This is a genomic window from Alteromonas sp. ABH4_454, from assembly GCF_056311775.1.
Genome location: NZ_CM149972.1, coordinates 801660 through 818661, shown reverse-complemented (window position 1 = coordinate 818661; position 17002 = coordinate 801660). Strand labels below are relative to the sequence as shown.

Sequence of the window (17002 nt, the reverse complement as noted above, 5' to 3'; positions counted from 1 at the left end):
CTTAATCCCTTCTTATTCTAGAGCCCTATCCGACTGAAATAACGGCCTTTTTTTGGTTGGATAATTTTTTGCTTGTTGATCATCAGATCAAGGAGCAATTATGAAACAGTTATCACTACTTTTATTTTCTTTTTTAATCATTTTTACCGCTAATAGCGCGCAGGCAAGGCAAACTGTCAGTGTCGACTATATGCACGGTTTTGATGATATCGACGGTATGCGCTTCGCATACAGACCACTTGAACAAACATTAGCGACAGATTGGTTTGGCGACATAAAGCTTTACTGGGAAGTGAGCGCGGTTGTTTGGGAATATGGCGAGAACGATACGCACAGTACAAGTTATGGCGCATCACTGACTCCTGTTTTTATGAAACAAGTATCCACACTATATGACAAGTACCCTGTATATATAGAAGCGGGCATTGGCGCAAGTTACATTGGCGATCAAAAAGTCGCAGGTAAAGATATTGGCTCTAACTACCAGTTTGAAGACAGATTGGGCGTGTTTGTAGAGATTGATAAGAAACAACACGTTGCGCTGCGTTACATGCACTTTTCAAACGGTGGCTTTAACAACGACAACCCAGGACTAGACTTCCTTAACTTATCATACGCCTACCATTTCTAAAGAAATGGGGTCAGTGTCGTGACTCTGACCCCACTATTTTCTTTCGTCTAAACGCAAAAACCCGCCGTTAGGCGGGTTTTTCTTAATGGGACCTGGCAGTGTCCTACTCTCACATGGGGAAACCCCACACTACCATCGGCGCTAATACGTTTCACTTCTGAGTTCGGGATGGGCTGGGCCGACATGTCGGTCAGGTGGTACCGTATCGCTATGGCTGCCAGGAAAAACTGGTTTGCAGTAGCGTTTACTGCGTAAAGCTGATATTTATCAACTTCACTGAATTCTGTTAGCTTACATACTTGGATACTATAGCTTCTATATAAAGCAAAAAACCCGCCGTTAGGCGGGTTCTTCTTAATGGGACCTGGCAGTGTCCTACTCTCACATGGGGAAGCCCCACACTACCATCGGCGCTAATACGTTTCACTTCTGAGTTCGGAATGGATTCAGGTGGTACCGTATCGCTATGGCTGCCAGGAAAAAACTGGTAACAATTTGGGAAAGATAATATTAATTCAATCAGTGAGTAACTGCTTTTTACTCTTACTTGCTTACTTTAGCTTGTCTACAACACTTCCAAAAGCCTAAAGCTTTTTGGGCGTTGTATGGTTAAGCCTCTCGGGCAATTAGTACAGGTTAGCTTAACGCCTTACAACGCTTCCACACCCTGCCTATCAACGTCATCGTCTATAACAACCCTTCCAGAACTTAGAGTTCAGGGATGACTCATCTTTGGGCCGGCTTCCCGCTTAGATGCTTTCAGCGGTTATCCGTTCCGAACATAGCTACCGGGCAATGCGATTGGCATCACAACCCGAACACCAGCGGTTCGTCCACTCCGGTCCTCTCGTACTAGGAGCAGCTCCCATCAATCATCCAACGCCCACACCAGATAGGGACCGAACTGTCTCACGACGTTCTAAACCCAGCTCGCGTACCACTTTAAATGGCGAACAGCCATACCCTTGGGACCGACTTCAGCCCCAGGATGTGATGAGCCGACATCGAGGTGCCAAACACCGCCGTCGATATGAACTCTTGGGCGGTATCAGCCTGTTATCCCCGGAGTACCTTTTATCCGTTGAGCGATGGCCCTTCCATACAGAACCACCGGATCACTATGACCTACTTTCGTACCTGCTCGACGTGTCTGTCTCGCAGTTAAGCTAGCTTATGCCATTGCACTAACCTCACGATGTCCGACCGTGATTAGCTAACCTTCGTGCTCCTCCGTTACTATTTGGGAGGAGACCGCCCCAGTCAAACTACCCACCAGACACTGTCCACAACCCCGATAAGGGGCCAATGTTAGAACATCAAACATACAAGGGTGGTATTTCAAGGACGGCTCCACACAATCTAGCGACTGTGCTTCAAAGCCTCCCACCTATCCTACACATGTAGGTTCAATGTTCAGTGCCAAGCTGTAGTAAAGGTTCACGGGGTCTTTCCGTCTAGGTGCGGGTACACAGCATCTTCACTGCGATTTCAATTTCACTGAGTCTCGGGTGGAGACAGCGTGGCCATGGTTACACCATTCGTGCAGGTCGGAACTTACCCGACAAGGAATTTCGCTACCTTAGGACCGTTATAGTTACGGCCGCCGTTTACCGGGGCTTCGATCAAGAGCTTCGTCCGAGGACTAACCCCATCAATTAACCTTCCGGCACCGGGCAGGTGTCACACCCTATACGTCCTCTTACGAGTTTGCAGAGTGCTGTGTTTTTAATAAACAGTCCCAGCCACCTGGTCACTGCGGCCTCCATTTGCTTACCACGCGAAGTGTTCACAAACAGAGGCGTACCTTCTCCCGAAGTTACGGTACAATTTTGCCGAGTTCCTTCACCCGAGTTCTCTCAAGCGCCTTAGTATTCTCTACCTGACCACCTGTGTCGGTTTGGGGTACGGTTCATATAATCATAAGTTTAGAAGCTTTTCCTGGAAGCAGGGCATCAACAACTTCACTCCCTTGGGAGCTCGTCTCGTGTCTCGGCCTTGAAAACCCGGATTTACCTAAGTCTTCAGCCTACGCACTTTCACTTGGACAACCAACGCCAAGCTTGCCTAGCCTTCTCCGTCCCTCCATCACTGATTATATAAGTACGGAAATATTAATCCGTTTCCCATCGACTACGCATTTCTGCCTCGCCTTAGGGGCCGACTTACCCTGCCCTGATTAGCATGGGACAGGAAACCTTGGTCTTCCGGCGTGGGAGTTTTTCACTCCCATTATCGTTACTCATGTCAGCATTCGCACTTGTGATATGTCCAGCAAGCTTTACAACTCACCTTCATCCACTTACACAACGCTCCCCTACCCAGCATGTAAACATGCTGCCGCAGCTTCGGTATATTGCTTAGCCCCGTTACATCTTCCGCGCAGGCCGACTCGACTAGTGAGCTATTACGCTTTCTTTAAAGGGTGGCTGCTTCTAAGCCAACCTCCTAGCTGTCTATGCCTTCCCACATCGTTTCCCACTTAGCAATATTTTGGGACCTTAGCTGGCGGTCTGGGTTGTTTCCCTCTCCACGACGGACGTTAGCACCCGCCGTGTGTCTCCCGGATAGTTCTCATTGGTATTCGGAGTTTGCAAAGGGTTGGTAAGTCGGGATGACCCCCTAGCCTTAACAGTGCTCTACCCCCAATGGAATTCGTCCGAGGCTCTACCTAAATAGATTTCGGGGAGAACCAGCTATCTCCCGGTTTGATTGGCCTTTCACCCCCAGCCACAAGTCATCCCCTGACTTTTCAACGTCAGTGGGTTCGGTCCTCCAGTTGATGTTACTCAACCTTCAACCTGCTCATGGCTAGATCACCGGGTTTCGGGTCTATACCTAGCAACTAAACGCGCAGTTAACACTCGCTTTCGCTACGGCTCCGCTATTCGCTTAACCTTGCTACTAAATATAAGTCGCTGACCCATTATACAAAAGGTACGCAGTCACCCCGAAGGGCTCCCACTGCTTGTACGTATACGGTTTCAGGTTCTATTTCACTCCCCTCACAGGGGTTCTTTTCGCCTTTCCCTCACGGTACTGGTTCACTATCGGTCAGTTAGGAGTATTTAGCCTTGGAGGATGGTCCCCCCATATTCAGTCAAGATAACACGTGTCCCGACCTACTCGATTTCACTGTAAAGATTGCGTCGTGTACAGGGCTATCACCTTGTATCGCTCCTCTTCCCAAAGGATTCCACTACATTCAATACAGCTTAAGGGCTGCTCCCCGTTCGCTCGCCGCTACTAGGGGAATCTCAATTGATTTCTTTTCCTAAGGGTACTTAGATGTTTCAGTTCCCCTCGTTCGCCTCGTTACACTATGTATTCATGTAACGATACCTATAAATAGGTGGGTTTCCCCATTCGGACATCTGTGGCTCAAATGCATTTTGTCGGCTCACCACAGCTTTTCGCAGACTTACACGTCCTTCATCGCCTCTAACTGCCAAGGCATCCACCGTATACGCTTCGTCACTTAACCATACAACCCCAAACAGCCTTTTGACTTCTGTCTAAGTTATGTCGCATGAATGACAAGCTAATCGGAAGAATTGCCTTGCTATCAATAAATTGATAACAAGCAATTCAGTCAAGTAGAGTAAAAAGTTCATCTTTCGATTTCTCAGTTACTCAATTTTGATTGATTACTATTAATATCAGCTTTCCAAATTGTTAAAGAGCATAGTGCTTAATTCAAAACACTTAGGTTTGATCTTACATCAAAGCTAAGGGCTTTTATTTAAGTCATCTTTAAATATAAACAAGACTATCTGTGTAGGCACTGCATCAAGTGCGTCTTTCGACGTAATGGTAAGGAGGTGATCCAACCCCAGGTTCCCCTAGGGTTACCTTGTTACGACTTCACCCCAGTCATGAAACACAAAGTGGTAATCGTCCTCCCGAAGGTTAGACTAACTACTTCTTTTGCATCCCACTCCCATGGTGTGACGGGCGGTGTGTACAAGGCCCGGGAACGTATTCACCGCAGTATTCTGACCTGCGATTACTAGCGATTCCGACTTCATGGAGTCGAGTTGCAGACTCCAATCCGGACTACGACATTCTTTAAGGGGTCCGCTCCACATCACTGTCTCGCTTCCCTCTGTAAATGCCATTGTAGCACGTGTGTAGCCCTACACGTAAGGGCCATGATGACTTGACGTCGTCCCCACCTTCCTCCGGTTTGTCACCGGCAGTCTCCTTAGAGTGCCCAACTTAATGCTGGCAACTAAGGACAAGGGTTGCGCTCGTTGCGGGACTTAACCCAACATCTCACGACACGAGCTGACGACAGCCATGCAGCACCTGTGTCAGAGTTCCCGAAGGCACCAATCTATCTCTAGAAAGTTCTCTGCATGTCAAGTGTAGGTAAGGTTCTTCGCGTTGCATCGAATTAAACCACATGCTCCACCGCTTGTGCGGGCCCCCGTCAATTCATTTGAGTTTTAACCTTGCGGCCGTACTCCCCAGGCGGTCTACTTAGCGCGTTAGCTTCGCTACTCACGACTTAAAGTCACAAACAGCTAGTAGACAGCGTTTACGGTGTGGACTACCAGGGTATCTAATCCTGTTCGCTACCCACACTTTCGCACATGAGCGTCAGTCTTTGGCCAGGGAGTCGCCTTCGCCACTGATGTTCCTCCAGATATCTACGCATTTCACCGCTACACCTGGAATTCCACTCCCCTCTCCAAGACTCTAGTCTGCCAGTTCTAAATGACCATCCCAGGTTGAGCCCGGGGCTTTCACATCTAGCTTAACAAACCGCCTGCGTGCGCTTTACGCCCAGTAATTCCGATTAACGCTCGCACCCTCCGTATTACCGCGGCTGCTGGCACGGAGTTAGCCGGTGCTTCTTCTGTTGTTAACGTCACGGCTAGCAGGTATTAACTACTAACTTTTCCTCACAACTGAAAGTGCTTTACAACCCGAAGGCCTTCTTCACACACGCGGCATGGCTGCATCAGGGTTTCCCCCATTGTGCAATATTCCCCACTGCTGCCTCCCGTAGGAGTCTGGGCCGTGTCTCAGTCCCAGTGTGGCTGATCTTCCTCTCAGAACAGCTAGAGATCGTTGCCTTGGTAAGCCTTTACCTTACCAACTAGCTAATCTCACTTGGGCCTCTCTTTGCGCCGGAGCCTAAGCCCCGTTTGGTCCGTAGACATTATGCGGTATTAGCAGTCGTTTCCAACTGTTATCCCCCTCGCAAAGGCAAGTTCCCAAGCATTACTCACCCGTCCGCCACTCGTCAGCGAAGTGCAAGCACTTCCTGTTACCGTTCGACTTGCATGTGTTAGGCCTGCCGCCAGCGTTCAATCTGAGCCATGATCAAACTCTTCAATTAAATATATCGAAATATGAATCGTCGTTGTGACACTCTTAACGAGTGCCCACACAGATTGTCTTGTCTAAATTGTTAAAGAACGTAGCAGCCTCGCTGCTATTCACTAGAAGTCGTTGCTTCTTAGTGACTCACCCTGTTCGAGTGAGGTGCGCATTATACGCTGGAAGTTTTCGTTGTCAACACTTTTTGAAAATTTATTTTCTGAAGCGTTTCTTCTAAACTCCCGTCTTTACTGGCCTATATAGGTAGTAGAGACTTACTTCAGGAGGGTTGCTGTTTCGCTTTTCCCCCGAAGCGGATGCGCATTCTAGGGAAATGAGCGCTCACGTCAACACTTATTTTAAAAAAAGTGTCATATTAGCTCTGAACGCTCAAATTACCCTCAACATGAGCTTTATTTGAACAATCTGAAGCTCTCAAACTAAAACACTGGTATCTATTTAGCTATAAGAATGTATTTATCGAACCTTTACATATATCTGTTCGGTTCCTCACATTAGCTTTAAGTTAGTAAAAAAGAATATTTTCATGCGCATGCCACAATCCTTTTTAATCAGTCATATGATTCATAATGATTAACAGCGGCAGTGTCATTACTCCCCACACTTAGATAAACTACGGGAAATAACCTGCCGATACTTGCTTTCAATTTTGTCAGTATATAAGCATCTGTTAGCGGGGAGTTGGATACGTAATATCAATATTGCTTAACTACATTATATAGAGGTCTATCACGCATTATGAAAACGAGCGTCATTTTTACAACTTATAATTCACCCGCGTGGTTAGAGAAAGTACTATGGGGTTTCTTCGAACAAACTGCAGATAACTTCGAAATTGTTATTGCGGACGACGGCTCTCGTGAAGACACTAAAGCACTTATCCAACGTCTGAAGCAAGACACAGATATACCTATCAAACACGTTTGGCAAGAAGACGATGGTTTCCAAAAGTGCCGTATCCTTAATAAAGCTATTGTAGCCTCTGAGGGCGAATACTTAATTTTCACAGATGGCGACTGCATTCCTCGAAACGACTTTGTAGAGCAACATCTAAGACTATCAGAGAAAAATACCTATCTTTCTGGTGGGTATTTCAAATTACCCATGAGTGTAAGTAAAGCAATCACACGTGAGGATATCGTAAGTCAGCGAGCATTCAATGTGGATTGGTTAGTTAGTAAAGGTTTAAAAAAGACGCATAAAACGATGAAACTCACTGCAAGAGGCGCCTGGGCAGAGTTCTTAAATAAGATAAGCCCGGCTCGCCCCACTTGGAATGGTCATAGCGCTTCATGTTACAAAGAGCACATTCTGGCAGTAAACGGTTTTGAGGAAACTATGCAATATGGTGGTCAAGATTGCGAATTTGGCGATCGATTAGTTAACTATGGCCTAAAAGCTAAACGCATACGTTATTCCGCTGTGTGCATACACCTTGACCATAAACGCGGATATGTTACGCCAGAAATGCTACAGAGAAGCAAAGCAATACGTGAAGATACAAAGAAGAATAAAGTAATAAAGGCACGTGTAGGAATAGAAGAATCATCACAGTAAAACGGTAATAAACAAGAGTTGCTCTAATGCATAAACCAATTGATAGTTTCAAAGGTGTCTCACCTACTTTAGGAAAGAATGTCTATATTGATGACTCGGCAAGGATAGTCGGTGATGTAGTATTAAAAGATGATGCCAGTATTTGGCCATTGGTTGCTGCACGCGGTGACGTGAACAAGATTCGTATTGGCGCTCGCAGTAATATACAAGACGGCAGTGTTTTGCACGTTACACGTAAATCAGAGAAAAACCCTGATGGATTTCCACTTATTATTGGTGACGACGTTACCGTTGGGCACAAATGTATGCTGCATGGCTGCCAATTAGGTGATCGTATTCTGGTCGGTATGGGCGCTATTGTAATGGATGGTGTTGTTGTTGAAGACGATGTGCTCATTGGCGCAGGTACATTAGTACCGCCAAACAAAAGATTAGAGAGCGGATTTCTTTATGTAGGAAACCCCATGCAAAAGAAAAGGCCACTCAACGACGCTGAAATGGCATTTCTAAAACAGTCTGCCGTAAACTATGTGGTATTAAAAGATGAGTACCTAGAAGAAGCGAACTAGTTTCGCTTCTCACTTTGCTCAACAATATCTCTAACCTGTTTCACAATGTCCGAGGTATCGGGGCGCTTTTGTGTCCATATATAGAAAGCTTCTGCCGCTTGCTCAACCAGCATCCCTAACCCATCTATTTGCGTTTTGACACCAAGCTCGGCCGCATCTCTCATAAACCGCGTGGGCGAGTTTTTATATACCATGTCGTACACCACTTCACAGTGTTGTAAAACACCATCAGTTAAACTACACGGCAACTCGTTGCTTAGACTAGCAGCTGTTGAATTGATAATAATATGAGGTGCTATCGTTGCGATATCTTCTAGGGACACCACCTGCACTTTAGCGTTAGACGCAGCGCTTGCGACTTCCTCAGCTTTTGCTTTCGTTCTGTTCGCAATAATTAGTGAAGCAGCACCCGCTTTTAATAACGGAGAAATAACACCACGGGCTGCGCCGCCGGCACCAATAAGCAACACGCGCTTACCCTTAATTTCCACACCGCTGTTAAGCAAGTCGTTTACCAGCCCTACACCATCAGTGTTGAATCCCCATATTTCACCGCTGTCACCATTCATTAGCGTATTAACAGCTTGTGCATCTTTGGCTGCTTGGTCATCTACCTTTGCCAAGTTGAATGCATCAAGCTTAAAAGGCATGGTGACGTTACAACCTACAGCGCCTTCCTGAGCTAAAAACGCGTTGGCGGCATCTACAAAACCGTCTACTGGCGCAAGTATCTTTTCATAAGAAATCTTTTCTCCCACTTGTTCAGCAAACATTTGATGGATAGTTGGTGATAAACTCTGTGCAATAGGATTTCCGAATACAGCGAATTTTTTCATGGGAATACGAGACTTATTTAATATAAAGAAGAAAAACGATAATCGTGCTTCGCAGAGTACACCATATGAACGTATAGGTGGAGAGGAGAAAGTGCGGGAATTAGCAAATACGTTTTACGACATTATGGAGACCGACCCATTAGCAAATGAACTACTTGCTATTCACCCTCAGCCATTAGACAGAATTCGTCATGTATTCTTTTTATATTTGAGTTTATGGCTGGGTGGTCCTGATGATTATCAGCAGCAATTTGGACACCCCCGTTTGCGTGCACGCCACCTTCCCTACACAGTAACTCCAGAGTTAAAAGCACAGTGGATGTATTGTATGCGAAAAGCCATGTTTAAAACGGTAGAAGATATCGCGTTAGCTCAAAAGTTGATAGACGCACTTGATCAACTCGCCAATCACATGGTGAATACAAAATAAAAAAGCGCGTTGAAAGGATTAACCTTTTAACGCGCAACTCCCCTGTTACTGTCTACGCTCTTTATGGCGCATAAAGTAGTGCAATTGTGAAAGCCTCATAGTTAATAAGGCGTGAAACTAATAATTAGAATGTGTAACCCACCGATAAGGTATACACCCAAGGGTCTATTTCAATATCACTTACCTTTCCAGCAGCATCTCCCACTTTAAAGGTGGCTTCTGTATCTATATCAATGAATCGAACCGATGCATTGACGTGCCATTTGGTATCAATTTGGTAATCCATTCCCACCTGAGCTGATACACCAAATGAATTATCAAGGGATAGGTCGCTTAAGCCAGCTGTTTCATTCGCACCTGTAAACTCTTCATCAAAGATAAAGGTATAGTTGATACCAGCACCAATGTACGGCTGAAATGCAGAGCTGGCATCATTAAAATAGTAGTTTGCGGTAAGCGTAGGTGGAAGATGTGTGACTTCACCAAGCTGATTACCCGTCCCTAAGGGATCAGCAACAGAAAAATTAACGTCGTGCTTAAAGGGCGTTGCGGCAAGCAGCTCAATATTAATATTGTCAGTAATAAAGTACGCTACATTTAAACCTAACTGAGTATCGTTATCGATATTAAGGGCCACGCCAAGATCAGTTCCACCCGCTACGATGTTAGAAGTCGATTCGTCAGGAGCAACGGTAGTAAGACCGCCACGAACAATCCAGTCGCCCTGTTGATGAGCGTTAGCTAAAGGTGAAAGTGCAGCAAGTGTAAGACAAAGTGCAGATGCAGATAAAAAGTGTTTGCGCATGATGTGTCTCTTTTGTGTTTAACTAAGATGGCGCTACTTTACGCCCTTGGTTAAGAGAAACATTGATCCAGCGCAAGCTTGATAACTCATTGAAACAAAGATGATATTCGGACTTGATGCAGATCAAAAAAACGCCGCATTGATGTTAATGCGGCGTTTTTTAGTCATTGAAGATGAGTGCTGTTATAGGCGGTACGCTTTAGAATTTAAGCGCAGCCTTAGTTAACTAATTGATCACCAGTCAGTAGGCTTTAACCAGTCAGTTAACTTAGCTTCAGCGCTACCCGGTGCGGGTGTATAGCAATACTCCCAGCGGGCTAACGGCGGCATCGACATTAAAATAGACTCTGTGCGCCCTCCGGTTTGTAATCCAAACAGGGTACCCCGGTCGAATACTAAATTGAATTCGACATAGCGACCTCGGCGATAAAGTTGGAAATCACGCTCTCTTTCACCGAAATCGGTTTGCTTACGACGTTCAACAATAGGAACGTAAGCATCGATGAAGCCATTACCAACAGCCTGCATAAACGCAAATGACTGTTCAAAGCCCCATTCATTCAGGTCGTCGAAGAACAAACCGCCCACTCCGCGAGTTTCATTGCGATGCTTTAAGTAAAAGTAGTCGTCGCACCACTTTTTATACTTAGGATAAACATCATCGCCAAACGGCTTACATAATTTCTTCGCGGTATCATGCCAGTGCACAACGTCATCTTTGAACGGATAAAACGGCGTTAAGTCAAAACCACCACCAAACCACCAGATAGGTGCTTCACCTTCTTTTTCCGCAATGAAAAAGCGAACGTTAGCGTGTGACGTTGGGACATACGGGTTATGTGGGTGAATAACAAGTGACACGCCCATTGCTTGAAAATTTCTTCCCGCAAGCTCAGGACGATTTGCCGTTGCTGATGCAGGCATTTGGCTGCCAAACACGTGTGAAAAATTAACGCCGCCTTGCTCAATCACCGCACCGTTTTTTAAGACTCGAGAGCGACCACCGCCGCCTTCTTCACGCTTCCAACTATCCTCGACAAACTGACCTTTCCCATCGGCGAGCTCGAGGGTTTGGCAAATGGTGTCCTGAAGCCCTAGTAGATAGCTTTTTACTTGTTCTATTACTTCAGCGGCGTTTTTACCGTCCACTAATTCTGCTGACGTCATGCTCTTATTACCTCTGCCGTGTCACCATCGCGAATGGTACTGGGTTTAGTTGCACCGCCTACTGAACCGTCAACGTAGAAAACGGAATCAGCGAATACGGCTTTTGCTTCTTCAGTGGTGATGGCTGGCGGTTGACCTGTTAGGTTAGCACTTGTAGAAACAAGTGGCTTCCCTAACTTATTGCACAGCTCAACTACTACTGGATGATTAGTTACGCGCACAGCTATTTTATTATGCTTGCCGGTTAACCAAACAGGCGCCGATGTCGACTTAGGTAATAGCCATGTATTAGGGCCAGGCCAGCTAGAGAAAATATCGGTGCGTCGGTGTGGTCGTATGGCGTTGTCGTTGACATAGGGCAATAGCTGACTGTAATTGGCAGCTATTAAAATAACGCCCTTTTCTACTGGTCGTTGTTTTATCTCTAACAACGCATTTACCGCTGCTTCATTGTCCGGGTCACATCCAATGCCCATTACCGCTTCGGTTGGATAAACGATTAAACTTCCCGCTTCAAAAGCGGCAACAACAGGGTCTACTTCAGACGAATTAGCCTCAACGGGTGTAAACGTATTCACGTTCCCATTTTGGGTATCAGACATGGTTTTGATCTCTACGTATAGTTCTTCGTGTAGTTCTTTGTATAGTTACTTTTTAAAGCCACAAGTAGGCTGAGGGCACTGTAACTGTCCCTTTTTATCTATCAATACTCCCCAACCGCAGTCTGGGCAGCTTTCATTTACCGGCGTGAAATTTAGCACATATCGACATTGTGGATAATGGTTGCACGCAAAAAACTGTTTACCGTATTTGTTAGTACGCGAGATCAGGTGCCCTTTCTTGCATTTTGGGCAATCTACCAAGGTGTCTTCTTTTTCTTTAATAGGCTCTATGTGATGGCACGTAGGAAAATTTGTACAGCCAATAAACATACCAAACCGCCCCTTTTTTATAGCAAGGTCAGAAGCGCATTCGGGGCAAGCTATTCCTTCTAAGGTTTTGAGAATAGTAGTTTGTTTATCGTGAAGCGGCTTACTGAAGTTGCATTCAGGGTAGCCTGTGCACCCAATAAACGGGCCTGATTTACTGTTCTTTATATGAAGGGGCTTGCCGCACTCGGGGCAGTCTCCGAAGTTATCATCAAGAGCATGCTCGTGCGCTGAAAAAAGTGAGTGGTCTATTTTAGACATGTATTAGACGTTAAGGCCTTAACGCGCTGCGATTTCACAGCGCATTTTTTAAATAAAGATTCAAATATCAGTGACTATGACTGCATTAATGCAGCACGCCATCTGGCTCTTCGAACAAAAGATCTTCCATTTGCGCGTAGGCTTTCTCTTTGCCAGGTACGTTGAATAGTACCATTAGCACAACCCACTTCAGGTCTTCTAAACAGAATTCATTGGAATCGATTTCCATAACCCGGTCTATCACCATTTCACGTGTGGACGCATCTAGTACATTGACCTGTTCTAAGAACATAAGAAAACCACGACATTCCACATCTAAACGCATCTGTTCTTCGTGGGTGTAAATGCGGCTTAAGCTAGTGCTAATCCCTTTACAAAAATACGGTTTAATATCCGTTTCCTGCAGAGCCGCTAGCTTTTCTAACCATGCGAGGGCTTTATAAATCTCATCGTGATGGAAACCTGCGCGCACAAGCTCTTCTGTTAACTCGTCTTGATCAACACGAATTTCCGTTTCACTGTGAATGAAGTTTTCAAACAGATACATGAGGATATCGAACATATTATTTTCCCCTCAATTTAATGTAACCACCAGGGACAGCGGCTACTAAACCACGCAACTCATATTCTAATAATGATGCCATTGCTTGCGATACTGATAAGGCATTGCGCTGGGCTATAACATCAATAGCGGTGATGTCATAATCCACACTAGCTAATAATTTATCGGTTGCCAAGCTATTCGCTGCACTTTTTTCGTTTTGCTCGCTTACATCCAAGCCCAGTTGCTCAGGTTGAAAACCAATTTCATCAAGAATATCGTTAATATTAGTTACTAATTTGGCGCCCTGTTGGATTAACCAATGGCAGCCTTCAGAGTACGCGTGAAAGATACTACCAGGCACAGCGAATACTTCTCGCCCCATATCTGCGGCCAAATTCGCAGTTATCAAGGTGCCACTCTTAATTTTTGCCTCTACCACCAAGGTTCCAAGTGATAATGCTGCGATAATTCGGTTTCTTCTAGGAAAGTGCCAAGGCTTAGGCCCCTGCCCCGGAAAGAACTCTGTGACGGTAACGCCCTTGTCATTATTTATTTCCTCGTAGAGCTTGTGATTTTTCGCGGGGTAGACCTTTTCAGGCCCCGTCCCCATTACTGCGATTGTCCCTGCGTTACCACGCAAAGCGCCTTGATGCGCTGCACTATCAATGCCCATAGCAAGGCCGCTTGTTACTGCAACCCCATTACTAGACAACCCTACTGCAAATTCACTGGCGATACGCTTACCCTGAATGCTAGCCCTTCTGCTACCCACAATGGCAATTTGCGGGCTCGACAACAAAGTACTATCCCCCGTTGCAAATAGCACTAGGGGTGGACTGTCCAATTGCTTTAACGATTGGGGGTAGTATGAAGACGAATAAGAAATAATGTGTCTATTATCAGTTGCTTGTTCCCATGAGAAGGCAGCATCAATAAGGGGCTTTGATATTTGATTTACGAGCTGTTTCACAGCGTCGGGAAGTGATGATGCATTACCGACTAAATCAGCAGGAGATAGTTGATAGTGTTCAAGGGACTGTAGCCAAATTTTAGGGGAGATGCCCTGAGCCGATGCTAGTGCTATCCATGCAAATAGCTCGCTGTTTGATTGAGAAGTATGCTGTTTCATTGTCGCTCCTTTAAAAGCGACAATGAAACCTATAGCGTCTAAGGCTTAGCAACAATAAAGCCGCGCTTAATTCCTTTATTCGCTCGTGTTATTAATCCATAGCTTGCCGCATCGAATGTTTTAAAAACAATCACCTCACCTACTTTGAGTGCGGGCTGTGCTACCGTATCAATAAACCACTCACCACCGTTTTTAGCACCGGGTTCATCAACGTAACGCGGGCTATCTTCATCAATAATGGCTGGACCTTGAGCATACAGCCCCAATACTGTGCCTGGTGCTACATCCATTGCACCAAGGTCAACAATGACAACGTCATATTTGCCAAGTAAGTCGTGATCATGCAAATCACCTACGACCGCTCCTCGTTGTGAAGTAGCAGGCGTAAGCTCGAAACCTTCTGGATGAGTAAAGCCACCGGCCATCAATTTGTCACCACGTTTTGCTTCTTGATTGGCGTCATCAATAAACAGCAGCATGGTGTCGTCTGACTGGTCTTTCTCTACCAATGAAGCATTGGATATATGAGTGACCTGAATGCCCAGCGTTTCTCCATCTAGGTTTTTGATAGTAGCGTGTTTTCTAATCACTCTGTACTGATCGTCAGTACTGAATTGTTGCTGGCTAAGCACAAAGTCATCTGAAGCAAACCTTACATTTCCGTCTTGGTTACCTAGGAGTCGAGGTAAGGCTGAATAGTCGTCTTCGTCTAGCAACATATGCTGTCTAACAAAAGGAGATATAGTAGTCCAAGACAGGACGTCGACAGGTTTTGGCTTTATTCGCTTATCGGTAGACGGTGAAAGGTTGTAGGCTAGCTTGTCGCGTTTTACGCTTAAGACAGGCTGACCATCAATGTAACCTAAAACGATGACATCACCGGGATAGATGAGATGAGGGTTATCTATTTGCGTATTCGTTCGCCATAGCTCTGGCCATAGCCAAGGCTCGTTTAGAAAAATACTCGCAATTTCCCATAGGGTGTCGCCACGCTTCACCGTATAGGTTTCAGGCGCAGTGTCTTTTAATTGAAGCGCGAACGCAGGCAAAGACAAAAGCACTCCAAAAATAAATATTGCTGCACGACGCGCGTATGTTAATCGCTTTTTCAAATTGACCACCTGCAAATTATTCACTGTCATTTATTGTTGATTTTTCAGACAATAGCACTATATCGGCAGAAGTACGTATTCTTATAGGGTTTAGGCAAAAAACTGCACGAAACCACCCGATATACGTTAGAATAGTAACTTAATAAGCACTGTAAAGCGTGCTGGCAATTAGATCGTATATGAATTTATACAGCGAAAAGGTGAAGTAAGCGAGAAATGGCAATTTTAGACGTATTAAGTTTTCCTGATGAACGTCTTCGCACGGTAGCTAAACCCGTAGAAGAGGTTAACGACGAAATTAAACAATTGGTATCGGACATGTTCGAAACCATGAAAGACGAGAACGGTATTGGCCTTGCAGCGACGCAAGTTAATCGCCACGTTCAAGTTGTTGTAATGGACGTATCGGAAGATCAAAACGAGCCTCGCGTATTTATTAACCCTGAAATTATTCGTAAAGATGGTTCCACAATTAGCGAAGAAGGCTGCTTGTCTGTACCGGGTAACTACGCCAAAGTTGAGCGCGCTGAAGCAATAACGGTGAAAGCGTTAGATGAAAACGGGGACACTTTTGAATTGGACGCCGAAGGCCTGCTGGCTATCTGTATTCAACACGAACTCGATCATTTAAAAGGTAAGCTTTTTATCGATTATTTATCGCCACTTAAGCGCCAACGTATTCGTAAAAAGCTTGAGAAAGAAGCGCGGCTTGCCGCAAAAGCGTAGGGAATAACGTGACGACTCCATTAAAAGTGATTTTTGCCGGTACTCCGGATTTTGCGGCTAAACATCTATCGGCGTTGCTAGAGAGTGAGCACGAGGTTATTGCAGTCTACACTCAGCCTGATAGGCCCGCTGGACGAGGTAAGAAACTCACAGCCAGCCCAGTTAAAGTGCTCGCTGAAGAAAATGCCATTCCTGTGTATCAGCCTCAGTCGTTAAAAGCGCCAGACGCACAAGAAGAATTAGCCTTGCTAAATGCCGATTTAATGGTGGTAGTTGCTTATGGCCTAATATTGCCTACTGCTGTGCTTAATGCACCTAGACTAGGTTGTATTAATGTCCACGGTTCTATTTTGCCAAAGTGGCGTGGCGCAGCTCCAATTCAGCGCGCTATATGGGCGGGTGACGCAGAAACCGGCGTAACTATAATGCAAATGGATGAAGGTTTAGATACCGGCGATATGCTTCACATAGCCACATTACCTATCACGCCTGAAGACACCAGCGCCACTTTGTATGAAAAGCTTGCAGAACTAGGGCCACAAGCGTTAGTTGAAGTCGTCGATAACTTTGAAAACTATACGCCCACCAAACAAGATGATTCTTTGGCTACCTATGCGAAAAAGCTTTCTAAAGAAGAAGCGCTTATCAATTGGGCAGACGATGCCGAGCAAATAGAACGAAATATTCGCGCCTTCAACCCTTGGCCGGTAGCGTGGATGAAGGTAGAAGATCAGAATGTGAAGGTGTGGTCAGCTACCGTTGTAACACTAGATAAAGAGGTTAAGCCAGGTACTATAATCAGTGCTAATAAAGAAGGCATAACCATAGCAACAGGGCGCGATGCACTTTGCATCACATCACTTCAAATTCCAGGTAAAAAGGCGCTACCAGCGTCAGACGTCATCAATGCTCGCCAAACGTGGTTTGAAGTGGGTCGTTGTCTGACACAAGCGGACTAAA

Annotated in this window: 14 protein-coding genes and 4 rRNA genes; 6 read left to right on the top strand and 12 right to left on the bottom strand. The window is 45.5% G+C overall.

The features are described from left to right. The first annotated feature begins 100 nt into the window (after positions 1-100). A complete protein-coding gene (locus tag ACYX4W_RS03620) occupies positions 101-631 on the top strand; it encodes an acyloxyacyl hydrolase (protein WP_474803245.1) in 531 nt (176 codons plus the stop codon). A 90-nt stretch (positions 632-721) separates the two neighbouring features. On the opposite strand, the gene rrf (ACYX4W_RS03615) is transcribed toward ACYX4W_RS03620, so the two are convergent. The 4 genes from rrf (ACYX4W_RS03615) to ACYX4W_RS03600 all read right to left on the bottom strand — a co-directional run bounded on the left by rrf (ACYX4W_RS03615) (position 722) and on the right by ACYX4W_RS03600 (position 5975). Next, a 5S ribosomal RNA gene (rrf, locus tag ACYX4W_RS03615) occupies positions 722-853 on the bottom strand. A gap of 140 nt (positions 854-993) precedes the next feature. Continuing rightward, a 5S ribosomal RNA gene (rrf, locus tag ACYX4W_RS03610) occupies positions 994-1109 on the bottom strand. 127 nt (positions 1110-1236) lie between these two features. Next, positions 1237-4112 (bottom strand): 23S ribosomal RNA (locus ACYX4W_RS03605). Positions 4113-4442: 330 nt separating this feature from the next. Continuing rightward, a 16S ribosomal RNA gene (locus tag ACYX4W_RS03600) occupies positions 4443-5975 on the bottom strand. Together the 16S, 23S and 5S rRNA genes form the textbook arrangement of a ribosomal RNA operon. A 740-nt stretch (positions 5976-6715) precedes the next feature. Between ACYX4W_RS03600 and ACYX4W_RS03595 the strand changes: the two genes are divergently transcribed. Next, entirely contained in the window at positions 6716-7534 is an 819-nt protein-coding gene (locus ACYX4W_RS03595; protein WP_474803248.1) for a glycosyltransferase family 2 protein, read from the top strand. A 26-nt stretch (positions 7535-7560) separates the two neighbouring features. Continuing rightward, entirely contained in the window at positions 7561-8103 is a 543-nt protein-coding gene (locus ACYX4W_RS03590) for a gamma carbonic anhydrase family protein (RefSeq protein WP_474803251.1), read from the top strand. Here ACYX4W_RS03590 and aroE read toward each other — a convergent pair. Beyond that, a complete protein-coding gene (gene aroE, locus ACYX4W_RS03585; protein ID WP_474803254.1) occupies positions 8100-8939 on the bottom strand; it encodes a shikimate dehydrogenase in 840 nt (279 codons plus the stop codon). The two genes, ACYX4W_RS03590 and aroE, sit on opposite strands and share 4 nt — an antisense overlap. Between aroE and ACYX4W_RS03580 the strand changes: the two genes are divergently transcribed. After that, entirely contained in the window at positions 8938-9369 is a 432-nt protein-coding gene (locus ACYX4W_RS03580; protein ID WP_474803257.1) for a group II truncated hemoglobin, read from the top strand. The two genes, aroE and ACYX4W_RS03580, sit on opposite strands and share 2 nt — an antisense overlap. Before the next feature lie 124 nt (positions 9370-9493). On the opposite strand, the gene ACYX4W_RS03575 is transcribed toward ACYX4W_RS03580, so the two are convergent. The 7 genes from ACYX4W_RS03575 to ACYX4W_RS03545 all read right to left on the bottom strand — a co-directional run bounded on the left by ACYX4W_RS03575 (position 9494) and on the right by ACYX4W_RS03545 (position 15316). Then, positions 9494-10174, bottom strand: a complete 681-nt coding sequence (locus ACYX4W_RS03575; RefSeq protein WP_474803260.1) for an OmpW family outer membrane protein — start codon at positions 10172-10174, stop codon at positions 9494-9496. 234 nt (positions 10175-10408) lie between these two features. Next, positions 10409-11341: an oxygen-dependent coproporphyrinogen oxidase gene (gene hemF / locus ACYX4W_RS03570; RefSeq protein ID WP_474803263.1), complete on the bottom strand. Its 933-nt coding sequence runs from the start codon at positions 11339-11341 to the stop codon at positions 10409-10411. Continuing rightward, positions 11338-11943 carry an L-threonylcarbamoyladenylate synthase type 1 TsaC gene (gene tsaC / locus ACYX4W_RS03565; RefSeq protein ID WP_474803266.1) on the bottom strand — a complete coding sequence of 202 codons (606 nt, stop codon included), beginning with the start codon at positions 11941-11943 and terminating at the stop codon, positions 11338-11340. Before tsaC ends, hemF begins: the two co-directional genes overlap by 4 nt. Before the next feature lie 45 nt (positions 11944-11988). Further along, entirely contained in the window at positions 11989-12531 is a 543-nt protein-coding gene (locus ACYX4W_RS03560) for a DNA topoisomerase family protein (protein ID WP_476074690.1), read from the bottom strand. Positions 12532-12616: 85 nt separating this feature from the next. Continuing rightward, entirely contained in the window at positions 12617-13093 is a 477-nt protein-coding gene (locus ACYX4W_RS03555) for a DUF494 family protein (protein ID WP_014947732.1), read from the bottom strand. Position 13094: 1 nt separating this feature from the next. Next, positions 13095-14204, bottom strand: a complete 1110-nt coding sequence (dprA, locus tag ACYX4W_RS03550) for a DNA-processing protein DprA (protein ID WP_476074689.1) — start codon at positions 14202-14204, stop codon at positions 13095-13097. A 38-nt stretch (positions 14205-14242) separates the two neighbouring features. Further along, on the bottom strand, positions 14243-15316 hold the full coding sequence (locus ACYX4W_RS03545; RefSeq protein WP_476074688.1) for a LysM peptidoglycan-binding domain-containing protein: 1074 nt from the start codon (positions 15314-15316) through the stop codon (positions 14243-14245). A gap of 216 nt (positions 15317-15532) precedes the next feature. Here ACYX4W_RS03545 and def point away from each other — a divergent pair, with 216 nt between their 5' ends. Both def and fmt read left to right on the top strand, forming a co-directional pair. Beyond that, positions 15533-16042, top strand: coding sequence for a peptide deformylase (gene def, locus ACYX4W_RS03540; protein WP_474803280.1), 510 nt, complete (start codon positions 15533-15535; stop codon positions 16040-16042). An 8-nt stretch (positions 16043-16050) separates the two neighbouring features. Continuing rightward, a complete protein-coding gene (gene fmt, locus ACYX4W_RS03535; RefSeq protein WP_474803283.1) occupies positions 16051-17001 on the top strand; it encodes a methionyl-tRNA formyltransferase in 951 nt (316 codons plus the stop codon). Position 17002: the final 1 nt, after the last annotated feature.

What these genes read in the sequence shown, in the direction of transcription:
- ACYX4W_RS03620 (WP_474803245.1), top strand. Translation starts at nt 101, where the DNA reads ATGAAACAGTTATCACTACTTTTATTTTCTTTTTTAATCATTTTTACC.
- ACYX4W_RS03595 (WP_474803248.1), top strand. Translation starts at nt 6,716, where the DNA reads ATGAAAACGAGCGTCATTTTTACAACTTATAATTCACCCGCGTGGTTA.
- ACYX4W_RS03590 (WP_474803251.1), top strand. Translation starts at nt 7,561, where the DNA reads ATGCATAAACCAATTGATAGTTTCAAAGGTGTCTCACCTACTTTAGGA.
- ACYX4W_RS03580 (WP_474803257.1), top strand. Translation starts at nt 8,938, where the DNA reads ATGGGAATACGAGACTTATTTAATATAAAGAAGAAAAACGATAATCGT.
- aroE (WP_474803254.1), bottom strand. Translation starts at nt 8,939, where the DNA reads ATGAAAAAATTCGCTGTATTCGGAAATCCTATTGCACAGAGTTTATCA.
- ACYX4W_RS03575 (WP_474803260.1), bottom strand. Translation starts at nt 10,174, where the DNA reads ATGCGCAAACACTTTTTATCTGCATCTGCACTTTGTCTTACACTTGCT.
- hemF (WP_474803263.1), bottom strand. Translation starts at nt 11,341, where the DNA reads ATGACGTCAGCAGAATTAGTGGACGGTAAAAACGCCGCTGAAGTAATA.
- tsaC (WP_474803266.1), bottom strand. Translation starts at nt 11,943, where the DNA reads ATGTCTGATACCCAAAATGGGAACGTGAATACGTTTACACCCGTTGAG.
- ACYX4W_RS03560 (WP_476074690.1), bottom strand. Translation starts at nt 12,531, where the DNA reads ATGTCTAAAATAGACCACTCACTTTTTTCAGCGCACGAGCATGCTCTT.
- ACYX4W_RS03555 (WP_014947732.1), bottom strand. Translation starts at nt 13,093, where the DNA reads ATGTTCGATATCCTCATGTATCTGTTTGAAAACTTCATTCACAGTGAA.
- dprA (WP_476074689.1), bottom strand. Translation starts at nt 14,204, where the DNA reads ATGAAACAGCATACTTCTCAATCAAACAGCGAGCTATTTGCATGGATA.
- def (WP_474803280.1), top strand. Translation starts at nt 15,533, where the DNA reads ATGGCAATTTTAGACGTATTAAGTTTTCCTGATGAACGTCTTCGCACG.